The following is an 18,962-nucleotide window of genomic DNA, read 5'->3' on the forward strand; positions in this document are numbered from 1 at the left end:
CATGCCACCCCGCGCCGACGCCCTGCCCGCCGCCGCTGTGCCGGCCGACCCTCCGCCCACGGCAGCGCCGGCCTCGTGGTTCGCGCTGCTGCGCGGCGACGTGCGCTGCGTGCTGCAGCGTGACCCGGCTGCCCGCAGCTTGTTGGAGGTGTGGACCATCTACCCCGGCGTGCAGGCCATCGCCCTGCACCGCATCGCGCATGCGCTGTGGCGCCGCGGCTGGCGCTACCTGCCGCGCTGGATCTCCTTCGCGGCGCGCTGGTTCACGCAGGTGGACATCCATCCCGGCGCGCGCATCGGCCAGCGCTTCTTCATCGACCATGGCTGCGGCGTCGTGATCGGCGAGACGGCCGAGATCGGCGACGACGTCACGCTCTATCACGGCGTCACGCTGGGCGGCACCAGCGGCTCGCCCGGCAAGCGGCATCCCACCATAGGCAGCGGCGTGATCGTGGGTGCTGGCGCCAAGGTGCTCGGCCCCATCGCCATCGGCGACCGGGCGCGCATCGCGGCCAACTCGGTGGTCATCGAGCCGGTGCCCGCGGATGCCACGGTGGTGGGCATCCCCGGCCGCGTGGTGGCGCGCGGACGCCGGCCGCGCCACGGCTTCGACCTGGACCATCACCTCATCCCCGACCCGGTGGGCAAGGCCATCGCCTGCCTGCTCGACCGCGTGGCCCAGCTCGAACGCGAGCGCGGCCTCGGCACCGACGACGCCGCCTGCAACGACTGCGACGCCGTGTGTGCCGCCCCCCAATCCCAACCCGCCTGCGAGGCATAAGCAGCCATGGAAAACTTCCTCCAGCAACTCAAGGCCCTCTCGTCGGCCGAGGACTTCCTGCAGTTCTTCGGCGTGCCCTTCGAACAGAAGGTCGTCAACGTGAGCCGGCTGCACATCCTCAAGCGCTTCTTCCAGTACATCCGGCAGGAACAGTCGCTGGACCCGTCCGACGAGCTGCAGATGTTCACCGCCTACCGCGGCCTGCTGCAGCGCGCGTATGGCGACTTCGTCAGCTCCACGCCTGCGCAGGAAAAGGTGTTCAAGGTCTTCCAGGACGTGGACGGCAAGCAGCACGTCACGCTCGAAAGCCTCAAGCGCACGCTGCCCATGCGGGCGGCGGCCTGAGGCGCGGAGACCCGACATGCACATCGTCGTCTGCATCAAGCAGGTGCCGGACTCGGCGCAGATCCGCGTCCATCCGGTGACCAACACCATCATGCGCCAGGGGGTGCCGGCCATCGTCAACCCCTACGACCTGTTCTCGCTCGAAGAGGCGCTGCGACTCAAGGACCGGTTCGGCGGCAAGGTCACCGTGCTGTGCATGGGCCCGCCGCAGGCCGAGGAGGCACTGCGCAAGTGCATCAGCTACGGTGCCGACGACGCGGTGCTGGTCACCGACCGCGCCTTCGCCGGTGCCGACACGCTGGCCACCTCGTACGCGCTGGCGGCCGGCATCCGGCAGATCGGCCGCGAGCAGGCGGTGGACATCGTCTTCACCGGCAAGCAGACCATCGACGGCGACACGGCCCAGGTAGGGCCCGGCATCGCCAAGCGGATGGGGCTGCAGCTGCTGACCTACGTCTCGCGCATCGTCGAGACCGACCTGGACGGCCGCACCATCACCGTCGAGCGCCGGGCCGAAGGCGGCGTGCAGCAGCTGCGCACCGCCCTGCCCTGCCTGATCACCATGCTGGAGAACACCAACGAGCTGCGCTTCGCCTCGCTGCCGGCCATGATCCATGCCGCCGGCTACCCGGTGCGCAAGTGGAACAAGGAGCAGGCCGGCATCGAGGACCTCGACAAGATCGGCCTCAAGGGCTCGCCCACCGTGGTCAGCAAGGTCTTCGGTCCGACGCCGCGCAGCGAGAAGGCCGAGATGCTGGCGCTGGAGGACTCCAGCCTGCGCGACGTCTCGCTGAACCTGCTGCAGAAGATCTTCACCCGGCATCCCACACTGGAAGCCGACCTCGCGATGAAGGAAGACGCATGAACGCCGCCGCCACCCCCGCCACCCCCGCCACGCCTGCCGCCAAGCGCCCCGCCGGGCGCGGGCGCAACCTGGAGCTGCCCGAGCACCTGAAGGCCTACAAGGGCGTCTGGGTGTTCATCGAGCACGACCGCGGCCATGTGCACAGCGTCTCGTGGGAGCTGCTGGGCGAGGCCCGCAAGCTCGCCGACAAGCTGGGCAGCAGCGTGGGCGTCGCCATCCTGGGCGGTCCCGACGAGAAGCTGGAAGCCTTCGCCGCCGAGGCCTTCGGCTACGGCGCCGACAAGGCCTACATCGTGCACGACCCGGTGCTGCTGGGCTACCGCAACGAGCCCTTCACCAAAGGCCTGACGGACCTGGTCAACAAGTACCAGCCGGAGATCCTGCTGCTGGGTGCCACTTCCATGGGCCGCGACCTGGCGGGCTCGGTGGCCACCACGCTGCTGACCGGCCTGACGGCGGACTGCACCGAGCTGAACATCGATCCCACCTCACGCGCCCTGGCGGCCACGCGGCCCACCTTCGGCGGCTCGCTGCTGTGCACGATCATGACGCTGGCCTACCGGCCGCAGATGGCCACCGTGCGCCCGCGCGTGATGGCCATGCCGCGTGCCGAGGAAGGCCGCAGCGGCGAGGTGGTGCAGGAAACGCTGGGCATGGTGGAAAGCAGCATCGTCACCAAGCTGCTGGACTTCCTGCCCGATGCGACCAGCAACCAGATCAACCTGCCCTATGCCGACGTCATCGTCAGCGGCGGCAAGGGCCTGAAGAACCCCGAGAACTTCAAGCTCGTGTTCGAGCTGGCCCGTGTGCTCGGCGGCGAGGTGGGCGCCACCCGCCCCTGCGTGCAGGCCGGCTGGGTGGAGGCCGACCGCCAGGTGGGCCAGACCGGCAAGACGGTGCGGCCCAAGCTCTACATCGCGGCGGGCATCTCCGGCGCCATCCAGCACCGGGTGGGCATGGAAAGCTCGGACGTGATCGTCGCCATCAACACCGACCCCAACGCGCCCATCTTCGACTTTGCGCACTACGGCATCGTGGGCAACGCGCTGCAGGTGCTGCCCGCGCTCACGGCCGCCTTCGCCGAGCACCTGGGCAAGCGTCGGCGCCTGGTCGCCTGACACCCCGAGGAGCACGCCCCATGAGAAAGCCATCCCAGTTCGACGCCATCGTCGTCGGTGCCGGCCCGTCCGGCAACGCAGCCGCCTACACGCTGGCCAAGGCCGGCCTGAAGGTGCTGCAGATCGAGCGCGGGGAATACCCCGGCAGCAAGAACGTGCAGGGTGCCATCCTGTACGCCAATGCGCTGGAACAGATCATTCCCGACTTCCGCGAGGACGCGCCGCTGGAGCGCCACATCATCGAACAGCGCCTTTGGGTGCTGGACGACACCAGCTTCGTCGGCACCCATGTGCGCAGCAGCGACTACGACAAGCCGCCCTACAACCGCTACACCATCATCCGTGCGCAGTTCGACAAGTGGTTCAGCTCGAAGGTGCGTGAGGCCGGCGCGCTGCTGATCTGCGAGACCACCGTCCAGCAGCTCATCATGGACGGCGACCAGGTGGTGGGCGTGCAGTGCGACCGCGAGGCCGGCGACGTGTATGCCGACGTGGTGATCCTGGCCGACGGCGTCAACTCCACGCTGGCGCGCAAGGCGGGCTTCCACGGCGAGATCCAGGCCGGCAACGTGGCCCTGGCGGTCAAGGAGATCCTCTTCATGCCCGAAGAGACCATCCGCCAGCGCTTCAACATCGGCGAGGAGTCGGGCGTGGTCATCGAGATGGTCGGCCGCATCACCGACGGCATGATGGGCACCGGCTTCCTCTACACCAACAAGGAGTCGCTGACCATCGGCGTGGGCTGCATGCTGGGCGATTTCAAGGCCAACCCCAGCCGCACCAGCCCCTACGTGCTGCTGGAGCAGATGAAGCGCCACCCCGCCATCGCCCCGCTGATCGAGGGCGGCGAGATGAAGGAGTACTGCGCGCACCTCATTCCCGAGGGCGGGTTCCACGCCATCCCGCAGGTCTACGGCAACGGCTGGATGATCGTGGGCGACTCGGGCGGCTTCGTCAACGCGGCGCACCGCGAGGGCTCCAACCTGGCCATGACCACTGGCCGGCTTGCCGCCGAGACCGTGATCGCCGCCAAGGCCGCAGGCCAGGGCTACCGGGCCGACCGGCTCAAGGCCTACAAGACCGCGCTGGACGAGTCCTTCGTGATGAAGGACCTGCACAAGTACCGCGACATGCCCGGCGTGCTGCACAGGAACCCGCAGTTCTTCACCACCTACCCCGATCTTGTCGCGCAGGCCGCCCGCACCATGATCACCGTGGACGGGGTGGACAAGAAGACCAAGGAGCGCGAGATCTTCGCCAGCTTCCGCAAGACCCGCCGCTGGAGCGGCCTGATGGGCGACGCCTACAAACTCTGGAGAGCCTTCCGATGAACGCCATTGCCGTCAATGTGGAAGAGAAGCTCTTCCAGAACCGCTACCGCGTCGATGCGGGCCGCCCGCACATCCGCATCAAGGACAGTGATGTCTGCACCAACGAGTGCCGCTCGCAGAGCTGCACCTTCGTGTGCCCGGCCTCCTGCTACAAGGCCGAGGGCAATGGGCGGGTGACGCTGATCACCGACGGCTGCCTCGAATGCGGCAGCTGCCGGATCATCTGCAGCGAGCACGCCAACGTGGAGTGGGAGTACCCGCGGGGCGGCCACGGCATCCTTTTTAAATTTGGATGACCTGGCCCACTCATGATCGACGACATCGAGACCTTCCTGGTCCACGCCATCACGCTGGAGCGCGACGCTGCGCGCCGCTACGAGGATCTGGCCCAGGTGATGCGCACCGCCGGCAACGACGAGGTACGCAAGCTCTTCGAGCGCATGGCGCACTTCTCGCGCCTGCACCTGAACGAGGCCATGGAGCGCGGCGGCTTCCGCGAGCTGCCCGTGCTGGCGCCGGCCGACTTCCAGTGGCCGGGTGGCGACAGCCCCGAGGCCGCCAGCTGGCACGGCATCGACGGCCTGATCGACGTGCCGGCCGCGCTGGAGATCGCGCTCGAGGGCGAACGCGCCGGCACTGCCTTCTACGAGGGCGTGGCCGACGCCGCCCGCGACCCCGAGGTCGTGCGCATGGCCCATGAGTTCGCCAGCGAAGAGGCCGGCCACGTCTGCGAGTTGCAGCGCTGGATCGCGCACATCGCGACTGCCTGAGCACCGCCCGCGCGGCCGCGTCGGCGCGGCCGCGCCCTTCGCTTATCCACCCCCACGACCAGGAGGCCCGCATGGCCCGTCCCGAACGACATGTCTTCGTCTGCACCCAGAACCGCCCGCCGCAGCACCCGCGCGGCTCCTGCGGCGCCAAGGGCTCGACCGCCGTGCTGCAGGCCTTCTGGGCCGAATTGCAGAAGCGCCAGGCCTACGAGAAGGTGGCCATCACCTATTCCGGCTGCATCGGCCCCTGCGACCAGGGCGTGAACGTGCTGGTCTACCCCGAGGCGGTGCTCTACAGCCGCGTGACGCCCGAGGACGTGCAGGAGATCTTCGACAGCCACCTCGAAAAGGGCGAGCCTGTCGAACGGCTGCGGGCGGCGGAGGCGGTCTGGTGAATCTCTTCACCGGCGAGGAGGCCGACGCCTTCTTCGGCGGCGACGTGCCGCCGGCCGTGCGGCACCTGGTGGACGAAGCGCGCAGCAAGCCGCGCCAGGAGGCGGCCGTGGCGCTGTGGACCGCCGTGCTGGCCTCGCCGCAGGCGCTGCCGGTGTACTACCTGCTCTACAAGCTGCACGCCAGCCAGGGCGAACTGGCGCAGGCACTGCGTGCCGCAGAGCGCGGGCTGGACGCCGCCGCCGAGGTCGCCGGCCTGCCCTCCGACTGGCAGCAGGTGCGGCCCGGCATGACGGACTTCCTGCAACCCGGCGCCGCGCGCTTCTGGCTGTTCACACTCAAGGCCCAGGCCTTCATCCTCCTGCGTCGCGACGAGCCGGCGCAGGCCGCCGAACGGCTGGACCACCTGCGCCTGCTGGACCCCGACGACCACATGGGCGCCAGCGTGGTCGCCCAGTTGCTTGCGCAGCACGATGTCGGTGTGCGACCGACGACGTCGGGTTGCTGATCCAGTGCGCGGACGGAGCCCGCCGCCTTTTAAAAAAAGACCTCGCAGCGCGCTGCAGAATTGCGGAATAAATTCCGCTGTTCCATCTTTTATTCGATTCCGCGCCTCCGACCTAATTTTCAGAAGCCGCAACAACATTACCGAATCGCAATGCTCCGGTCACGCGGTGGCGTGGCTTTCCCCCCTACCATTTCCCGACCACCCCGCGGGGGCCGGCATTGTGCGGTTGCAATGGCGGAGACAAGGAAATTCATGAAACACAGAGACACGCACGACCTGATCGGCGGTATTGCACTGACGGTCGTCGGCGTATTTTTTGGCCTGTACGCCAGCCGCTACACCATGGGAACGGCCGCCCGCATGGGCCCGGGGTATTTCCCCATCGTGCTGGGCTGGCTGCTGGCCGTGCTCGGCCTGCTGGTGGCGCTGCCGGCCTGGTGGCGGCAGGGCAACCCCATCAAGGTGCAATGGCGGAACCTGGCCACTGCCACCGCCTGCCTCGTCCTGTTCGCCGCACTCCTGCAGGCCGCAGGCGTGCTGGTCGCCGCTTTTGCGGCCTCGATGGTGGCCCTGGTGCCGGCGCGCACCTCGGTGCGACAGAAACTGGTGATCTCCGCCGCGGTGTCTGCATTGACTGTGGGGATCTTCGTGTTCGGTCTGCAGATGAACGTTCGCACGTTCCCCTGGTGAAGCAGCGTCATGGATCTCGCAAACAATCTTCTTCTCGGGCTCCAGGTTGCCATGGAGCCAATGACGCTGGCGTATTGCTTTTTCGGCGTATTGCTGGGCACCGTCGTCGGCGTGCTGCCGGGCATCGGCGCACTGGCGGCCATTTCGCTCCTGCTGCCCATTACCTACCATATTGAACCGACCGCCGCCATCATCATGCTGGCGGGCGTCTATTACGGCGCGCAATACGGGGGCTCGACGGCGGCCATTCTGCTCAATCTTCCCGGCACGCCCTCTTCGGCGGTGACCTGTCTGGACGGTTATCCCATGGCGCAGAAAGGGCGCGCCGGCCTGGCCTTGTTCATCACGACCATCGCCTCGTTGGTGGGCGCCATGACCGGGCTGGTATTGCTGGTGCTTTTTTCGCCGGCCATTGCCGAAATCGGATTGAAATTTGGCCCCGCCGAATTCTTTTCCATGATGGTGCTCGGGCTGGTGGCGGCTTCTTCCATGAGCATCGGATCGGCGGCCAAGGGCCTGGCCATGGTGGTGCTGGGCCTCCTACTCGGCATGGTGGGGACGGACGTGAATTCGGGCGTCTCGCGCTTCAACTTCGGCATCATCGAACTCACCGACGGCATCAACCTTGTAGCGCTGGCCATGGGACTGTTCGGCGTCGCCGAGGTGGTGCGATGCATCAATTCCCCCGACATGGAACGCAAGCCCGAGCCCGTCACGATGCGGTCCATGGTTCCCTCGCGCGCCGAGTTCCGTGAAAGCGTCGCGCCCATGCTGCGCGGCTCCGCCCTCGGTTCCGCCCTGGGTGCGCTTCCCGGGGTCGGCCCTTCGATCGCGGCATTCATGTCCTATGCCATCGAAAAGCGGGTGGCACGCGACGCTCGCAAATTCGGCAAGGGCGCCATCGCCGGCATCAGCGCCCCCGAATCGGCGAACAACGCCGCGGCGCAGACCGCGTTCGTGCCTTCGCTTTCACTGGGCATTCCCGGCGACGCCGTCATGGCGGTGATGCTGGGCGCCCTGATCATTCACGGCATCCAGCCGGGGCCCTTGCTGATCAGCGAGCAGCCCGCGCTCTTCTGGGGCCTGGTGGTGAGTTTCGCGATCGGCAACATCATGCTGGTGATCCTCAACCTGCCCACCATCGGCATCTGGGTCGCGTTGCTGCGAATTCCCTTCGCGTGGATGTATCCGGCGATCCTCGTGTTCGTGGCGTTGGGCGTCTACAGCGTCAACAGCAACGAATTCGACATCTACATGGTGGCCGTGCTGGGGGTGATGGGCTACGCGCTGATGGTTCTGAAGTTCGAGCCCGCACCTCTCCTGCTGGGCTACATCCTGGGCCCGATGCTGGAAGAAAACCTGCGGCGCACGATGCTGCTGTCCCGCGGCGATCCCATGGTGTTCATCGAACGGCCCATCAGCGCCAGCCTGCTGGCGGTGACCGCGCTCATGCTCGTCTGGACCATCTGGAGCACCGTCCGCAAGTCCATCGCGGAAAAGCGGAAGCTGGACCTCGCGGAAGCCGCGGCGTGATGCAAGCGGCGGCTTGGCTGCCGCATCGTGGCGGCGCGATGGAGAAGACCTGAGGGGAGTGGAGCGGGTGAAGGGAATCGAACCCTCGTATGAAGCTTGGGAAGCTGCCGTTCTGCCATTGAACTACACCCGCCTGGCGGCCCGCGGAGGGCCTGGAGGCTGTCTCGCCTGCTCCGGCAAAGACAGCGTGGGAGTGTAGCACCGGGGTTGCGCCCTTTCCCCCCGGCGCCGCACCCCTCGCGCCCTCAGCGGCGCTCGTCCACGGCCTCGTCCTCGACCGCCGCCGGCGCCGCGCCGGCCAGGCCTTCCACCTCGCGCACCCAGCGCTGGCGCATACGCAGGATGCGCGGCAGCGCGCGCAGGAAGGCGTCGACCAGCCGCGGCTCGAAGGCGGCGCCGGCACCGGCGCGGATCTGGGCCACGGCCGCCTCTTCGCTCAAGGCCTCGCGATAGGGGCGCGGCGAGGTCATGGCGTCGAAGCTGTCGGCAATGGCGACGATGCGCGCCGCCAGCGGAATCTGCTCGCCCGCCAGGCCCGACGGATAGCCGGTGCCGTCCCAGCGCTCGTGGTGGCACAGCGCGATGTCGCGGGCCATGCCCAGTACGTCCGACGGGTCGTCGCCGATGAGCTGGGCGCCCAGCAGCGGATGGGCACGCATCACGGTCCATTCGTCCGCATCCAGCGGACCGGGCTTGCGCAGCACCGCATCGGGCACGGCCACGATGCCCAGGTCGTGCAGCGGGGCCGAGCTCTGCAGCATGGCGCACCAGTCGGCGCGGGCGCCCGCCTCCAGCGCGATCTCGTGCGCGGTCTGGCTCATGCGCTGGATGTGCGAGGTGCTCACGTTGGCCCGCATGGCGGCCGCATCGCACAGGCGCTGCAACTGGCGCAGGCTGGACTGCTGCGCGGCCAGCATGCCCAGCGCCGCCAGGTGCGTGCGCACGCGCGCCGCCACCACATGCGGATAGAAGGGCTTGGTGATGTAGTCGGCCGCGCCCAGACGCAGCGCCTTGGCCTCGGCGTCGCCGTCGTGCACGGCGGTGCAGAAGACGATGGGGATGTGCGCGGTGCCCGGGTCGGCCTTCAGCGCCTCGCACACGGCGTAGCCATCCACGCCCGGCATCATCAGGTCGAGCAGGATCAAGTCGGGCCGGCGCTCGCGGGCCAGTTCGATGGCGCGCCCACCCTCGGTGGCGAAGATGAGGTGGTAGTCCGCCTGCAGCGACAGGCGCAGCAGCTGCAGGTTGCTGGGCTCGTCGTCCACCAGCAGCAGGCTCTGGCGGCGCACCTCGGGCGGCGGCGGCAGGGCGGCGTCGGGGACGGCCGGCCCGTCCTGCGCGCCGCTCCCCTTCTCCATGCAGATGGCACTCAACTGCGCGGCGGGCAGCGGCCGCAGGAAGGCCGCGCGCTCCTCGCCCTGCGCCAGCAGCCAGGCCCGGCCCAGGCCGCGCGGCAGGACGACCGGCATGCGACGCGGCTTGCCCGGCGGGCCATAGTTGCCCATCAGCGGATGGCCCGCGGCGTCCACGGTGAGCAGGCCCACGCTCAGGCGGCGCACGCCGTTCTCGTCGGCCCAGCTGTTCCACAGGCCGGCCAGGTACAGGGGACCGTCGTCCCGGCGCGCGATGCGGGTGAGCCACGGCTCGCCCTCGGGATTGCGGTGATCGGGCACATGCAGGGCCGCCACGGGCACCAGGCACTGCTGGGCACCCTGCCAGGCGCTTCGCACGGCCAGCTTGCCCAGCTCGTCGTCGCGGATCAGGGCCGTGCGGGCACGCAGCGCCGCGGGCAGGCCGGCGCGCAGGGTCTCGCGCGTGACCAGGCCCCAACGGCCGGCAGCGATGGCGATCTCGCTGCCACGGCGGACGACGAAGGACAGTTCGCCACCCGGCAGGACGGGGGCGGTGCCGGCCTCGGGGAAGGTCCAGTCGCCCGCCCGAAGGTCGCGGCGCAGGGCCTCCCAATGATGGGGCCGCGCAGATTCAAGACTTGAAATCATGGAGGCACAGCGCCAGGACATTCGCACGCGATCACGACGCAGCGATCCTCGGACGACGAATGCGGGGCGTTTGGGAGGCCGGTCCCATCCGGGTCCCGGCCAGGACGCCCCGGCACTCTATTAACAATTATTTGCAGTCTATCGTGTGAAAGCGGGATCCGCTTCGATTTCGGCACCCATCAACCACTGCTGTGCCTCGTCATCGAAGCCGGCCACGGGCTGGGCCTTGGCCAGCGCCATCCACACGCCGAAGGGCAGGCGCTCGACCGGCCGGTGCACGGCGGCGCGGGCGACCGTGAGCCGCGTTCCCTCCAGCAGCATCACGCCGCATTCGGCGGGCACGTCCTCCGGCCCGCCGACGGGCCGGCCGCGGGCATCGTTGCCCAGCACGTACCAGCACTCGCCGCCCAGGTCGAGGTAGGCGGCGCGCTTGTCGGGGCGGCGCAGATCGCCCAGCAGGTCGGCGCGGCTGACCTTGACCTCGTGCACGACGGGATGGGCGTAGGCCTCGACGGTGGTGTTGCGGATCGAGAAGACATCGGGCCGGGCGATGCACCAGCGGGCCGGGCCGTCGGGCTCCAGCGGCGCCAGGCGGGCCCGCAGGCTCAGGCCGCGCCAGGCGATGCGGCCGCCGCGGGTCATCTCGCGCGCCACCTGCTCAACGAGCGACTCGTGGGCCGACATCGCGCCGCGGTTGCCGGCCAGGGCGCCGGCCAGCCGGGCCAGGCCGGCATCGCTCAGGCGCACGGTCTCGTGGCCCAGGGCCGAGCGCACCCGCTCCAGCAGGCCCGCGGCCAGCAGGTCGACCTCGATGGCATCGCAGCAGGGCCAGCCGGCCGAGCGGTACACCTCGCGCAGTCGGCGCATGTGCACCCGCCCCAGCGCGGCCACGGGCCGGGGCGGGTCGCCCACGGGCGGCGGGGGTGGCGGGTCGGTGACGGGCAGTTCGTGCGGCGGCGGATCGCCGGCCGGCGGCGGCACGATGATGGGCGGCGACGCTGGTGGCTGCCCCGGCGCCGGCGGTGGCGGGTTGGAAGGCAGGGGCGCCGCCCGCACGTCGGTCGAGAAAGGAAGGGCGGACATGCACCAAGGCTAACGCCAAGGCGGCAACCCTGGCCGCGGGTGCGATGTTGGGCCGTCCTACGCCCTTTGGCCGACGCGCGGCCATGTCACACTGCCGCGGCCTTTCACCCCCCCGAGCGCCGATGACCGTCTCCGAAGTCTTCCTGATCGCGATGCTGATCGTCTTCACCCTGCCCTACCTGCTGTGGCGGCTGGGACGTACCGACTACTTCGCGCCGCTGGTGGTGGTGCAGATCATCATGGGCATCCTGCTGGGCCCGGGCGTGCTGGGCGCGGCCTTTCCCGACTACTACCAGTTCGTGTTCAGCGCGCCGGTGATCCAGTCGCTCAACGGCGTGGCGCAGTGGGCGGTGATGCTCTTCGTGTGGATCGCCGGCATCGAGCTGGACCTGCGCAAGGCCTGGACGCACCGCGGCGAAAGCAGCGTGACCGCCGGCCTGGCGCTGGGCGTGCCGCTGCTGCTGGGCAGTGCCGCGGCGCTGGTGCTGCTGATGCAACCCGGCTGGATGGGCGCCAAGGCCCAGCACTGGCAGTTCGTGCTGGGCATCGGCATGGCCTGTGCGGTGACGGCCCTGCCGATCCTGATCCTGCTGATGGAAAAGCTGGAAATCCTTCGTCAGCCGCTGGGCCAGCGCATCCTGCGCTACGCCAGCCTGGACGACATCGCCATCTGGGGCGTGCTGGCCGTGATCCTGACCGACTGGGAGCGCGTGGGCCGGCAGGTGGGCTTCCTGCTGGTGTTTGCGGTGGCATCGGTGCTGTTCCGGCGCCTGATGCGCCGCGTGCCCGAGCGCGACCGTTGGTACCTGGGCCTGATCTGGCTGGCGGCCTGCGGCCTGGGCGCCGACTGGTCCGGCCTGCACTACATGGTGGGCGCCTTCATCGCCGGTGTGGTGATGGACGGCGACTGGTTCGACCAGGAACACATGGACCTGCTGCGCCACCATGTGCTGCTGGTGGTGATGCCGGTGTTCTTCCTGAGCACGGGGCTGCGCACCAGCTGGCAGGTGGGCGGCTTTGCCGTCTTCGGGGCGGCCGCCCTGCTGCTCGCGGCCTCGGTGGCCGGCAAGCTGGCGGGGCTGGGCCTGGCCGGCCGCATCCTGGGCTGGGCCCGCGGCGAAGGGATGCTGATCGGCTGGCTGCTGCAGACCAAGGCGCTGATCATGATCATCTTTGCCAACGTGCTGCTGGACAAGGCCATCATCACCAACGCCACCTTCACGGCCCTGCTGCTGATGGCGGTGGCCAGCACCATGCTGACGGTGCCCATGGTCACGCCGCGGCTGCGGCGCATGGCTCAGGCGACTGGGGAGCGCTGACGGCCCCCGGGGCCGGCGCGCCCGCAAGGCGGCGCGCCAGTCACGCGAGGCGTCAGGGCAGCACGGCGCTTGCCTGGGCGCGGGCGATCAGCGCGTCGGCGTCGGCTTGCAGCAGCAGTCGCTCGCCCACCAGCGACTGGGCCGCGGCACGCACGGCCGCCACATAGCCAGCCTGGTCGCCATAAAGCTCCTCCAGCGAAGGACGCCCGTCGCCGGCCGCCAGCCGCGCCGCACGCGTCTTGTGGAAGGGGATGTAGCTGCCCGTGAGGTTGGACAGGTCGACGATGCCCGGCATGGCGACGTAGTTGAACTCCAGGCTGGTGCCCAGCGGTACCTGCGCCTCCACCGCGCGGATGCCGGCCCGCGTGAGGCCAGTGGACGCATCCACTTGCGGCACCAGGATGGCGTAGCTGCGGCCCTGATAGCGCGGCGGCTGCAGCGTGGCGATGCCGCTCTCGTCCTGCGGCACGTACTGCGGGCCGAAGTCCAGCAGCGGGAAGTCGTTGTAGCGTGCCAAGTAGTTGAAGTCGGGGATTGCCGTCGGCGTGGCGCCGACGTTCCAGCTCAGGCCGCGCATCGTCGGGAAGGCCAGCTGCGCCGGCCGCACCAGCGTGCCGTCGTCGATGCGGGGCACGCGGCTCGCGGGCGGCGTGGTACCGCGCATCACCCAGTCTTCCAGCGCCACGAAGAGCGCGCGGAAGGTGTCGTTGAAGTGCACCACCGTGCCCGCCGGGTACACGTTGCGCGTGGGCGCATAGCTGATGCTGGCCGTGCCACCCGCGCCGCCGTGCTGTGTGCTGGCGTAGTAGTAGATGCGGGCGTTGTCGGGCTGGGCCAGGTCGCGAAGACCATAGGTGTCGGTGAGCACCGGCGATCCCTGCAACTGCCAGAACTCGGTGCCCGACAGGCCCAGGAAGAACTTGGGGCAGGTACCCGTGGCGCTGCAGCGGCGCATGACGCCGCCGCTGCGGCCGGCCAGCTCGTCGCTGTAGTCGGCCGCCAGACCGCGGGGGGCGGTCTGGCCGAAGGCCGTGTGGTCGGTGCGCAGGCCGCCGCCGCCGCCCGGCACCGCAAAGCGGGTGTTGATGTTCGTCTGCCGCGCCGCCACGTGGGCATAGATGCCGTCGAACACCTTGCTGCCGTCCAGTGCCTGGTTGAAGCCCAGGTGCAGGAAGGTCTTCATGGCATTGCCCGACTGCGAGGTGCCCTGGCCGATGGCATGCGTCAACCGGCCAGCGACCGGATTGGCACGGCCGAAATCGTCCGTGCTGCGCTTGCGAAAGAAGCTGACCGTGTCGCGCAATGCCGCCAGGCCCACGCCCATGACCTTCGGGTCCTTGGCGACGTAGACCAGCTCGTACAGGTACTGCGGGTCGAAGCCGCCGGCAAGGCACACGCTGGTGGGGCTGGCCGTGCCCGGGAACGGCGTGGCCGTGTCGCAGGTGGCGAACTTCCACTGGGACGGCGAGATGGGCTCGCGCGGGTCGGTCTCGTTGCGCCGGCGGGTGAGCGAATAGCCCGGCTGCGTGTTGTCCAGGCTGGCCGGCTCGTAGGGGATCATGGTGCCGTTGAAGACACCGCCCGGCAGCGTCATGGACGGCGTGGCGGCGCTGGGCACGAGCTCGGTGCGGTAGGGGCCGGTGATGCTGCTGCCGTCCGGGTTGCGGGCCACGGGCACGGTGGCCGTGAGGCGGGCCGGGCTGCTCTTGGGCACGTCGCCCTGCCAGGCCGAATACAGCACCGTATAGCCGCGCTGCAGGTAGACGGCATCGCCGGGCGTGGCCGTCGGATTGAGCAGCGTGAGCATGTTGCCGCGGTTGGGCGCGTCATAGCGCAGCAGGCCGTTGGCCTTGGTCATGTCCTTGGGCTTGAGCAAGACGAAGTCTGCGCTGTAGTCGACCAACCCCCGTGCGTTGACCGGGGCGAGGGCCAGGTCCTGAATGACGGCGTTGTGCGGATCCTTCGGGTCCAGCTCGCCCTGCAGCGTGCCCGTGAGCTTCTCGTAGGCGCCGACGCTGCCGTAGCTGCCGGGGAAATCCTCGGTGGCGGTGATGGTCAGGCGCATCTGCGGCTGAGCCGGGGCGGGTGCCGGCGCCGGGCTGGGCGCCGGCGCGGGGGCAGGTGCCGCCGCGACGGGCACGAAGCCGCTGCCGCCGGAACCGCCGCACGCTGCCAGCAGCAGGCTCGCGCCCAGGCTGCAGGCACCCATGGCATGGCGCACGGGGCGCCGGGTGATGCAAAGCTCTCTCATGGTTGTCTCCATCGTTGTGGTGCAGGAACAGGGGCCTGGGGCCACGCGGACGAACGCCCTCCTCCGGTCGTCGACGGATGAATGGAAGGCGCGGGCCGTGCCCGCAGGGTGGAGGGAATGGACCGGAACGGGGGCACGCGGCGCGCGCGGCCCACCACCGGTACGGGCGGCTATTCGGCCTCGATGCCCGCCGCCTTGATCACCTGGCCCCACTTGCGCGTCTCGCCGGCCTGGAACTTGGCCAGCTCCTCGGGCGTCGTGGTCCAGGCCTCGGAGCCGGCGCCATCGAAGAAGCTTTTGGCGGCGGCGCTCTTCGTGGCCTTGCCCAGCACCTCGTTGAGCCTGGCGACCACCGATGCGGGCGTGCCGGCCGGCGCGTAGGCGGCGAACCAGTAGCCCATGTCGTAGCCCTTGACCCCGGCCTCGTCCAGCGTGGGCACATCGGGCAGCTGCGTGCTGCGCTTCTGCGTGGAATAGCCCAGCGCGCGCAGCTTGCCCGCCTTGATCTGCGGCACGCCGGTGGAGGTGTCGGTGATCATCATGTCGATCTGACCGCCCAGCAGGTCGGTGATGGCCAGCGGGTTGCTCTTGTAGGGCACATGCAGGATGTCGACATGGGCCATCTGCTTGAGCATCTCGCCCGCCACGCGGCTGGACGAGCTGCCGCTGCCGAAGCTCATCTTGCCGGGGTTCTTCTTCGCGGCGGCCAGCAGCTCGGCGACGTTCTTGTACGGCGCGCTGGCGTTGACCACCAGCACCTGCCCGCCCTTGCCCAGGCCGGTGACGGGCGCGAAGTCCTTCACCGGGTCATAGGGCAGCTTGCGGTAGAGGTGCTCGTTGGCCGCATGCGTGGTGTTGGTGGTGATGAGCACCATGTAGCCGTCGGCCGGCGCCTTGGCCACGTACTGCGCCGCGATCATGCCGCTGGCGCCGGCGCGGTTGTCCACCACCACCGACTGGCCGGTCTGCTCGGTGAAGGACTGGCCCAGCGCCCGCGCCAGTTGGTCGGTGGCGCTGCCGGCCGCAAAGGGCACGACGAAGGTGACGGGCTTGGCCGGATAGGCCGGGGACTGCGCCTGGGCCAGGCCGGGCAGCGTGGCGGCGGCGGCCAGGGCGGCGGCGAGCCAGGTGCGTCGGTGCAGAGGCGGGAATCGGTTCATGTCTCTTGTCTCCTCGGGTCAGGGTGGATGAAGGAAGGTCGTCAGTCGATGGGTGGACCGGCCAGATGCCCGCACAGCGCGGCAGGCACCCGCACCGGCAGGTCGAGCAGCAGGTACGACAGCGCCTTGCCATGGCTGTCGAGGTTGAGGGCGTCGTTGACGCCGCCATCCAGCACGTCGTCGAGCACGAAGTTCATCGCCTGCAGCCTGGGCAGCAGGTGGCGCGTGACGCGGCTGGGCCGGCGATGGGCGAACAGCGCGCCAACGGCTTCTTCCGTCACCTGTTCGACCAGCAGCGGCCACAGGTCCGCATGCCAGGCGATCACGCTGATGTTGGAGCGGTTGCCCTTGTCGCCGGTTCGGCCGTGGGCCAGCCGATGGAGGGGCACGACCCGGCCGGCATCGGCGTGCGGGGCGGAGGGGAAAGGCGTGGGGTTCATCGTCGGCCTCCTCAGTCGGCCATGAAGTAACCGGTGCTCACGGCTTCGCGCGGGACCAGGCAGGACAGCGTGCCCAGGCGGGGCCGCATGCCGGTGCGCACGCCGCCGCCACCGGCGGGCCCGCAGCAGTACAGCGCCGTGACCTCGCGCACCAGGCGGCGCGCAACGGCCGCATCGGGATGCTGCAGAGCCACGCGCAGGCGGATGTCGCGCAGGGCATCGTCCGGCGCAGCGGGGGCCGCATCGAGCGTCGCCGCCAGGGCGCGACCCGCGTCGTCACCAAAGATGCTGCAGGCGCCGATCAGGTCCACCCGCAGCGCGCCGGCATCGCGCAGGCGCTCGCGCAGCACCTCGCCGGCCAAGCGGGCCCGGCCCAGCGCGCGGGCGCCCGCGTAGCTGATCTCGCCCTCGGCGAACCAGCCGGTGGCATGGCACACGTTGACCTTGAGCGTGGCCGGGCGTGCATGGCCGCGCACGCCCTGCAGGCGCACGCCGCGCTCCGTCTGCAGCACCTCGGCCTCGCGGATGTCGGTCACCACATCGGGCGTGAGGTAGGCGCCGGGGTCGTGCAGCTCGTAGAGGAGCTGCTCCTTGACCGTGCGCAGGTCCAGCCGGCCGCCGGTGCCTTCGGGCTTGAAGAGGGTGCAGCTGCCGTCGGCCTCGATCTCGGCGATGGGATAGCCCAGTTCGGCCAGGCCCGGCACCTCCTTGTAGCCGGGGTCGGCGAAGTAGCCGCCGGTCACCTGGGCGCCGCACTCCAGCAGGTGGCCGGCCATCGTGGCGCCGGCCAGGCGGTCCCAGTCGTCCAGCGCCCAGCCGTGGTGCGCCAGCGCCGGGCCCAGGGCCAGCGCCGGGTCGGCCACGCGGCCGGCGACCACGATGTCGGCACCGGCGCGCAGGGCGTTGGCGATGGCCTCGGCGCCGATGTACGCGTTGGCGCTGACCGGCGGCTCGGCCGGCATGGCGGCGCCCAGGCACCGGGCCAGCAGGTCGTGGTGTTCCGGGCCGGAGAGGTCGTCGCCATGCACGACGGCGATGCGCGGCGCGCGCAGGCCCAGGCCGCGCGCCAGTTGCTGGATGCGGCGCGCCGCGCCGTGCGGATTGGCCGCACCGAAGTTGCTCACGATGCGGATGCCGTGGGCGAGGCAGTCGGCCAGCACCGGCCTCAGCAGCTCGTCCAGCAGCGGCTCGAAGCCGGCATCGGGATCGTCGCGACGGGCGAGCTGGGCCAGCGCCAGGGTGCGCTCGGCCAGGGTCTCGAAGATCAGCACGGCGCTCTGGCCGCGGGCGATCAGCTCGCGCACCACGGGCGCGGCGGCGTCCACCCGGTCGCCCGAGAAGCCGGCGGCGCAGCCGATCAGCAGTCGTTCCTTCAGTGCCATGCGTGTCTCCTGCGACGGCACTCTAGGCGCGGAGCGTTATTCTGTGAAATAGATTGTCAGGATCAATTCATCCGCATCACCAATGAATCTGAGCAGCCGCCAGCTCGATGCCTTCCTGGCGCTGGCCACCGAGCGCCACTTCACCCGCGCGGCCGAGCAGTGCCACCTGTCGCAGCCGGCCTTCAGCGCGCTGATCCGCACGCTGGAGGAAGGCCTGGGGCTGCGCCTGTTCGACCGCAGCACGCGCCATGTGGCGCTGACCGACGAGGGCCGCAACTTCATGGCGGCGGCCGAGCGCATCCGCGCCGAGATCGACGCGGCGCTCGATGCCGCGCGCGACAGCGCCCAGCTGCGGCGCGGGCGCGTCTCGCTGGCGCTGCTGCCCTCGCTGGCCGCGGGCTGGCTGCCGCAGGTGCTGGCCGAATTCCGCGAGGCCCATCCTGGCATCGTGCTGGAGATCGCGGACGTCCTCTCCGAGCCCTGCATCGAGCGCGTGGCCGGCGGCCAGGCCGACCTGGCGCTGGCCGCCATCCGCGCCGACACCCCGCTCTTGCAGGCCGAGCCCTTCTGCAGCGACGACTTCCACCTGGTCTGCCGCGACGACCATCCGCTGGTGCGGCGCCGCAAGCTCACGGCCGCCGACCTGGGCGACTGGCCCTTCATCCACCTGGCGCGCACGAGCAGCGTGCGGCAGTACCTGGAGGCGGCCCTGCATCCGCAGCCGCTGCGCACGCTGATGGAGGTGGAGCAGCTGGCCACCGTGATGGGCATGGTGCGCGCGGGCCTGGGCATCAGCGTGGTGCCGACGCTGACGCTGTTCCACTTCCAGCAGGCCGGGCTGCACACCCGGCCGCTGCCCTTGCCCGGGCTCAGCCGGCAGGTCTACCTGGTGCGGCGGCGGGACCGGTCGCTGTCGCCGGCGGCGCAGGCGCTGCTGACGCTGATCCGGCAGCGGCGGCCCTGAGCGCCAGCGCCCTGATCGTGCTGCGCGGA

Annotated in this window: 19 protein-coding genes and 1 tRNA gene; 13 read left to right on the top strand and 7 right to left on the bottom strand. The window is 69.9% G+C overall.

Translation table 11 applies throughout. From position 1 onward, the window contains the following. The first annotated feature begins 1 nt into the window (after position 1). The 11 genes from cysE (at position 2) to KBC94_RS08800 (ending at position 8,334) form a co-directional block, all read left to right on the top strand. Complete coding sequence (gene cysE, locus KBC94_RS08750; protein ID WP_294368790.1) at positions 2-781, top strand: serine O-acetyltransferase; 780 nt, start codon at positions 2-4, stop codon at positions 779-781. 6 nt (positions 782-787) lie between these two features. Continuing rightward, positions 788-1,126 carry a nitrogenase stabilizing/protective protein NifW gene (gene nifW, locus KBC94_RS08755; RefSeq protein WP_114803496.1) on the top strand — a complete coding sequence of 113 codons (339 nt, stop codon included), beginning with the start codon at positions 788-790 and terminating at the stop codon, positions 1,124-1,126. Between the two features lie 16 nt (positions 1,127-1,142). Continuing rightward, positions 1,143-1,991, top strand: coding sequence for an electron transfer flavoprotein subunit beta/FixA family protein (locus KBC94_RS08760; RefSeq protein WP_114803495.1), 849 nt, complete (start codon positions 1,143-1,145; stop codon positions 1,989-1,991). Continuing rightward, positions 1,988-3,109, top strand: coding sequence for an electron transfer flavoprotein subunit alpha/FixB family protein (locus tag KBC94_RS08765; protein WP_294368801.1), 1,122 nt, complete (start codon positions 1,988-1,990; stop codon positions 3,107-3,109). Before KBC94_RS08760 ends, KBC94_RS08765 begins: the two co-directional genes overlap by 4 nt. A 20-nt stretch (positions 3,110-3,129) precedes the next feature. Then, positions 3,130-4,440, top strand: coding sequence for an FAD-dependent monooxygenase (locus KBC94_RS08770; protein WP_294368804.1), 1,311 nt, complete (start codon positions 3,130-3,132; stop codon positions 4,438-4,440). After that, positions 4,437-4,736: a ferredoxin family protein gene (locus tag KBC94_RS08775; protein WP_294368807.1), complete on the top strand. Its 300-nt coding sequence runs from the start codon at positions 4,437-4,439 to the stop codon at positions 4,734-4,736. Before KBC94_RS08770 ends, KBC94_RS08775 begins: the two co-directional genes overlap by 4 nt. A gap of 12 nt (positions 4,737-4,748) precedes the next feature. Next, positions 4,749-5,210: a ferritin family protein gene (locus KBC94_RS08780; RefSeq protein WP_294368810.1), complete on the top strand. Its 462-nt coding sequence runs from the start codon at positions 4,749-4,751 to the stop codon at positions 5,208-5,210. A gap of 71 nt (positions 5,211-5,281) precedes the next feature. Beyond that, the gene (locus tag KBC94_RS08785) at positions 5,282-5,605 is read left to right on the top strand and encodes a (2Fe-2S) ferredoxin domain-containing protein (protein ID WP_294368812.1); all 324 of its coding nucleotides are present in this window, start codon (positions 5,282-5,284) and stop codon (positions 5,603-5,605) included. Continuing rightward, positions 5,602-6,111, top strand: coding sequence for a hypothetical protein (locus KBC94_RS08790; protein ID WP_294368815.1), 510 nt, complete (start codon positions 5,602-5,604; stop codon positions 6,109-6,111). The genes KBC94_RS08785 and KBC94_RS08790 overlap by 4 nt, the downstream gene beginning before the upstream one ends. 252 nt (positions 6,112-6,363) lie before the next feature. Continuing rightward, entirely contained in the window at positions 6,364-6,801 is a 438-nt protein-coding gene (locus KBC94_RS08795) for a tripartite tricarboxylate transporter TctB family protein (RefSeq protein ID WP_294368817.1), read from the top strand. A 9-nt stretch (positions 6,802-6,810) separates the two neighbouring features. Further along, positions 6,811-8,334, top strand: coding sequence for a tripartite tricarboxylate transporter permease (locus tag KBC94_RS08800; RefSeq protein ID WP_294368821.1), 1,524 nt, complete (start codon positions 6,811-6,813; stop codon positions 8,332-8,334). A 59-nt stretch (positions 8,335-8,393) separates the two neighbouring features. On the opposite strand, the gene KBC94_RS08805 is transcribed toward KBC94_RS08800, so the two are convergent. The 3 genes from KBC94_RS08805 to KBC94_RS08820 form a co-directional block, all read right to left on the bottom strand. Then, positions 8,394-8,467 (bottom strand) — tRNA-Gly (locus tag KBC94_RS08805). A gap of 112 nt (positions 8,468-8,579) precedes the next feature. Then, the gene (locus KBC94_RS28855; protein ID WP_366934667.1) at positions 8,580-10,334 is read right to left on the bottom strand and encodes an HD domain-containing phosphohydrolase; all 1,755 of its coding nucleotides are present in this window, start codon (positions 10,332-10,334) and stop codon (positions 8,580-8,582) included. A 138-nt stretch (positions 10,335-10,472) separates the two neighbouring features. Next, on the bottom strand, positions 10,473-11,417 hold the full coding sequence (locus KBC94_RS08820; RefSeq protein WP_294368824.1) for a hypothetical protein: 945 nt from the start codon (positions 11,415-11,417) through the stop codon (positions 10,473-10,475). A gap of 122 nt (positions 11,418-11,539) precedes the next feature. Between KBC94_RS08820 and KBC94_RS08825 the strand changes: the two genes are divergently transcribed. Beyond that, positions 11,540-12,736, top strand: a complete 1,197-nt coding sequence (locus KBC94_RS08825) for a cation:proton antiporter (RefSeq protein ID WP_294368827.1) — start codon at positions 11,540-11,542, stop codon at positions 12,734-12,736. A gap of 52 nt (positions 12,737-12,788) precedes the next feature. On the opposite strand, the gene KBC94_RS08830 is transcribed toward KBC94_RS08825, so the two are convergent. From KBC94_RS08830 to KBC94_RS08845, 4 genes are all read right to left on the bottom strand, one after another. Continuing rightward, positions 12,789-14,987, bottom strand: coding sequence for an alpha/beta hydrolase domain-containing protein (locus KBC94_RS08830; RefSeq protein ID WP_294368830.1), 2,199 nt, complete (start codon positions 14,985-14,987; stop codon positions 12,789-12,791). A 170-nt stretch (positions 14,988-15,157) separates the two neighbouring features. Beyond that, entirely contained in the window at positions 15,158-16,147 is a 990-nt protein-coding gene (locus tag KBC94_RS08835) for a tripartite tricarboxylate transporter substrate binding protein (protein WP_294368832.1), read from the bottom strand. 41 nt (positions 16,148-16,188) lie between these two features. After that, positions 16,189-16,587, bottom strand: a complete 399-nt coding sequence (locus KBC94_RS08840; protein ID WP_294368835.1) for a hypothetical protein — start codon at positions 16,585-16,587, stop codon at positions 16,189-16,191. A gap of 11 nt (positions 16,588-16,598) precedes the next feature. Then, entirely contained in the window at positions 16,599-17,969 is a 1,371-nt protein-coding gene (locus tag KBC94_RS08845; RefSeq protein ID WP_294368837.1) for an acyclic terpene utilization AtuA family protein, read from the bottom strand. A gap of 82 nt (positions 17,970-18,051) precedes the next feature. Between KBC94_RS08845 and KBC94_RS08850 the strand changes: the two genes are divergently transcribed. Beyond that, positions 18,052-18,933 carry a LysR family transcriptional regulator gene (locus KBC94_RS08850; RefSeq protein WP_234192587.1) on the top strand — a complete coding sequence of 294 codons (882 nt, stop codon included), beginning with the start codon at positions 18,052-18,054 and terminating at the stop codon, positions 18,931-18,933. The last annotated feature ends 29 nt before the right edge of the window (positions 18,934-18,962 follow it).

This window comes from Pseudacidovorax sp., from assembly GCF_017991995.1.
GTDB lineage: Bacteria > Pseudomonadota > Gammaproteobacteria > Burkholderiales > Burkholderiaceae_C > Xenophilus.